The organism is Bradyrhizobium sp. (assembly GCF_049798375.1).
Lineage (GTDB): Bacteria > Pseudomonadota > Alphaproteobacteria > Rhizobiales > Xanthobacteraceae > Bradyrhizobium.
Genome location: NZ_JBARGP010000808.1, coordinates 1 through 4,586 on the forward strand (window position 1 = coordinate 1; position 4,586 = coordinate 4,586).

4 protein-coding genes are annotated in these 4,586 nt (G+C 62.0%); 1 reads left to right on the plus strand and 3 read right to left on the minus strand.

Annotated features, from left to right (window positions below; genetic code table 11):
• Positions 1-22 precede the first annotated feature (22 nt).
• The 3 genes from WA702_RS30620 to WA702_RS30630 all read right to left on the minus strand — a co-directional run bounded on the left by WA702_RS30620 (position 23) and on the right by WA702_RS30630 (position 3,633).
• On the minus strand, positions 23-1,318 hold the full coding sequence (locus tag WA702_RS30620) for an O-acetylhomoserine aminocarboxypropyltransferase (RefSeq protein ID WP_425114275.1): 1,296 nt from the start codon (positions 1,316-1,318) through the stop codon (positions 23-25).
• Positions 1,319-1,393: 75 nt separating this feature from the next.
• Positions 1,394-2,350 (minus strand): aliphatic sulfonate ABC transporter substrate-binding protein, encoded by a 957-nt coding sequence (locus WA702_RS30625; RefSeq protein WP_425114276.1) that lies wholly within the window; start codon positions 2,348-2,350, stop codon positions 1,394-1,396.
• 935 nt (positions 2,351-3,285) lie between these two features.
• Positions 3,286-3,633, minus strand: a complete 348-nt coding sequence (locus WA702_RS30630) for a hypothetical protein (protein ID WP_425114277.1) — start codon at positions 3,631-3,633, stop codon at positions 3,286-3,288.
• Between the two features lie 61 nt (positions 3,634-3,694).
• On the opposite strand from WA702_RS30630, the gene WA702_RS30635 reads away from it, so the two are divergent.
• Positions 3,695-4,342 carry a hypothetical protein gene (locus WA702_RS30635; protein ID WP_425114278.1) on the plus strand — a complete coding sequence of 216 codons (648 nt, stop codon included), beginning with the start codon at positions 3,695-3,697 and terminating at the stop codon, positions 4,340-4,342.
• Positions 4,343-4,586: the final 244 nt, after the last annotated feature.

Here is a 4,586-nt window from a genome sequence, read left to right on the forward strand (position 1 = left end):
CATTCACTGACAGCTGCATGGCTCACACCTTTTGCGAGGCGCGCAGCGCCTGTCCGAGATCGTCGATGATATCGGCCGCGGCCTCGATGCCGACCGACAGCCGCACCAGCTCCTCGCCGACTCCGGCAGCTTTGAGCTGGTTTGCGTCCATCTGTTGATGTGTCGTGCTGGCCGGATGGATGACCAGCGTCTTGGCATCGCCGACATTGGCGAGATGGCTGATCAGCTTCAGGCTTTCGATGAACTTGCGGCCGGCAGGCCGGCCGCCCTTGATGCCGAACGAGACGATCGAGCCGGCGCCGCGCGGCAACAACGCCTTGGCCAGCGCATGGTCGGGGTGAGTTTCGAGCGACGGATGCAGCACCCAGTCGACCGCTTTGTTTCCTTTGAGGAAATCCAACACCGCGGCCGTGTTGGCGACGTGGCGCTCCATCCGTACGTGCAAAGTCTCGACGCCCTGCAAAAGATGGAAAGCATTGGTCGGCGACAGGCAGGCGCCGAAATCGCGCAGGCCCTCAGTCCGCGCCCGCATGATGAAGGCGGCCGGGCCGAATTGCTCGTCGAAGACCATGCCGTGATAGCCGGCATAGGGTTCGGTCAGTTGCGGGAACTTACCGGAGGCACGCCAGTCGAAACGGCCGCCGTCGATGATGGCGCCGCCGATCGCGACACCGTGGCCGCCGAGCCATTTGGTTACGGAATGCATCACGATATCGGCGCCGAGCTCGATCGGGCGGCTGAGAAAAGGCGTGGCGAAGGTGTTGTCGACCAGCAGCGGCACGCCGGCGGCATGGGCAATGGCGGCGACTTTCGGGATGTCCAGCACCTCGAGTCCGGGATTGCCGATGGTTTCTCCGATCACCAGCCGCGTCTGCGCTGTGATGGCCGCGCGGAACCCATCGAGATCCCTGGGCTTCACGAACGAGGTGGTGATGCCGAAGCGCGGCAGCGTATGCGCCAGCAGGTTGATGGTGCCGCCATAGAGCGAGGAGGAGGCGACGATGTGGCCGCCGGCATTGAGCAGGGTGGCGACGGCCAGATGCAGGGCCGCCTGGCCGCTCGCGGTGCAGACCGCGCCGACGCCGCTTTCGAGCGCGGCGAGCCGCTCCTCCAGCACCGCGGTGGTCGGATTGGAGATGCGGGTATAGATGTGCCCGGCGCGTTCGAGGTTGAACAGCGCCGCGGCGTGGTCGGTGTCCTCGAACACATAGGACGTGGTCTGATAGATCGGCACCGCGCGGGCGCCGGTCACGGGATCGGGCTGCTGGCCCGCATGCAGGCTCAGGGTCTCGAAGGCGGGCGGTTTCGGCGTCGGCATGCTGCTGTCCCAGGATCGGTAAAGGCGGCCTGTTCTGCCATAGATCCGCAGGCGGCGTCAGTGCGCCTGAAGGCCTCACGGCGTCTTCGGGGTCCATATCTTCAACGTCGTGGTGTCGACCTTCATCGGCAGCACGTGCTCGGCGAGGAACGCGTCGGCGATCTTCTGCTGCTCCGACAGGCCGGCCAAAGTGACTGCGCCGACCTGATAGGAGCGATGGCTGTTGGCTTGTTCGACAGTTCCCGCATCGATCCCCCACAGGCCGGCGAGCAGGGTCGCTGCCTGGGTCGGGTTGACCTTTACCCATTTTCCGGTCTCGGCGAGCCTGCCATAGATCACGTCGAGCACGGCGCCATGCTTGTCGGCATAGTCGGCCGACGCCAGATAGTAGCGCTTGTAGCTGGCAAGCCCGTTGCTGCCGTCGGCCAGGACCCGCGCGCCGGATTGCCTGATCACGCTGCTCAGGAACGGATCCCAGGCGATCCAGGCGTCGACATTGTTGCTGACAAAGGCGGCGCGGCCGTCCGCCGGCGGCAGGTAGGCCGGCTTGATGTCCTTGAAGGTGAGGCCCGCCTTCGCCAGCGCGGCCAGCAGCAGATAATGACTGCCGGCGCCCTTGGTGACGGCGATCCGCTTGTCCTTCAGCTCGGCAACCGACTTGATCGGCGAGGACGTCGGAACCAGGATGGCCTGCGCGGATGGCGAGGCCGCTTCCTCGGCGACATAAGCGAGCTTGGCGCCGGCGGCTTGCGCGAAGATTGGTACGGTGTCGGCGACATCGGCGCCGATGTCGATGCTGCGGACATTGATCGCCTCCAGCAACGGCAGGCCGCTCGAAAACTCGTGCCACGTCACGGTGACGCCCAGGGGTGCCAGAGCCTTCTCCAGCTCGCCATTAGCCTTGAGGATGGCAATCAGCGTCGACGATCGCTGATAGCCGATGCGGAGCGGTTCCGCGGTCGCGGCGCCGCCCACCACGAACAAAGAGAGCAAAGCGATCGCGATGCCGAGAATGCGATGCAGTATCGGCATTGTCTGTGCTCGGTGCGGCGTGTGTTGGGGAGGCGCGATGAAAGAGGGTGTCATGGGATCGTCTCGATGTGAGGGCCGCTGATAAATCCGGCGGTATCATTCGCAGGAACATCGCGATGGAGCAATTTTGCAGATCGAGCGATCTGGAGAATGTCCTTCCTCGTCTGCAAGCCTGACGAGGAAATCATTCTGGCCGCGGCCGTCCGATCGGAGGAGGGGAGGGAAGCGCTCGCGCTCTCGCGGCGCATGGCGTCCGAGTTTTGCCTATCGTTTGCCCTCTTGAGATCAGAGAGGGCGCAGGGAAGGCCGGGTGCTTAGCCAACACCCATGGCCCGCCTGCAGAAAAAAAGCAGGCGGCAGTCACCACAGGTATGGCCGAACATCCGGCCTTCCCTGCGCGATGGGCTTAACTGTGTCCTTCGTGCTCTCCTCGGGGATCGGCTTTCTTGCCCCCGTCGGTCGCGAAATGCGTCAACATCTTCGCAAGCTTAGCGCCAGCACCGAGGCGCCAGGACCACACGACTTCGCCGTACGTCACAGCCCGTTGGTCCACGTGTAACGCACGCTGCGCGCCATGACGTCCATCGCATTCCGCGCCCAACGTTCGTGACGATCGCGAAGCGCCCCTCTTGCGGGCACGAAATATCAAGATAATACTCTGATTTCCGAAAAAAAGAAAGATAAATTTTCATCCGAGGATTCACCATCGGAAGCGGCTTGCGAGACCTACCCGAAAACTGGCTCTCCGCGGCCATTTTCCGTGCTCCCGAGAGATTGACGAGATTTTGAGAAAAGAGGGGGCGCAATCCCCATCTTTCAATTCGAGCTACCTGCTGGCACCGCAAAACCGCGCAAAGTCGTCGCGTGTCGGTTTAGATCACATGTTGGTTGTACTCAGCGTGCTAGGCTGCTCATGCGTGCCGAAGACGGCAGGCTTATTTCCCTAACTCTTGTATTTCCCTCTTTTTTGAACAGGAGATGCTCATGTCGAAGCTCCTTGCCTGGTTCTCAGCTTCATGTTTTGCGATCGTCGTTGCGCTCCCGACCGGAGCATACGCCCAGGCCACCCGGACCTGGGTGTCCGGTGTCGGTGATGACGTCAATCCGTGCAGCCGCACCGCGCCGTGCAAGACGTTTGCCGGCGCGCCGCCGCCGGTCTGGAACACGCCGTTTCCATTGCCCTGGATGACGGAATTCCCCAATGTGACGATGGCGCCGGTGCCGCTCGCTAGGACGCCGGTGTTGTTGAACTCAGAGACCAGATGGTCGATGAAAACGCCCATTCCGGGCTTTCCGGCCGGTACAGTGGCTGTCACGCCGGCGTTGTTGTTTTGATATGTGCTCGTGTTCGACACCAGGACGCTGATCGCCATCACGATCGACGGCGGCGGGACCTTGGCCTCGATCCTCGCATCGGCAACCAATGGCATTAACGTCAACGCCGGCTCGAGCGACACGGTCATCCTGCGTAACCTGAGCATCAATGGTGCCGGTACGACCCTCGGCCTCAACGGCATCAATTTCCTTGCCGGCAAGAGGCTCATCGTCGAGAACTGCACCATCGAGAATTTCTCACAAAACGCGATTTCCATTGCCCCGAGCAATGCTTCGAGCACCACGATTTCGAACTCGAGCCTGAAGGCTTCGGCGTTCGGTATAGCGGTGTCGAGTGCCAACGCCTCTGGTTCGATCAGCGTTCTGGTGTCGAATTCCAGCACTTACCAAAACAATAATGCTGGCCTGTCGGTCACGGTGCCATCCGGAAAGCCGGGTGTCGGCGTTTTCGTCGACCATCTCAACTCCCAGTTCAACAATACCGGTCTGCTGGCGAGCGGCACTGGCGCCATCGTCTCATTGGGTAATTCCGTCATCCAGGGCAACGGAAACGGTGTGTATCAGACCGGCGGCAGCAGCGTCTCGTCCTTCAAGAACAACGAGATCAGCAACAACGGCAATGACGGCACGCCGCTGGCCGGAATCAGCTTGAACTGACCCCACGATCGAAGCCGGACGCTGCGCGGTCTTCGTCCGATCCAACAGCAGCCGAAGGATGGCGATGCCACCCTTCGGCTATTTTTTCGGCTATTTGTGATGCGTTTCACTTCGCCGCGGTCGGTCGCGGTTTGGGCCGATGCAGCGCGGCAGGATGCGGAGCGGCGAGGCGTGCGTGCCCTTTGCCGAACATCTTCTCGCGCAACGTGCCGGGCTGATAGTGCTGTTTGTAACGGCCGCGCCG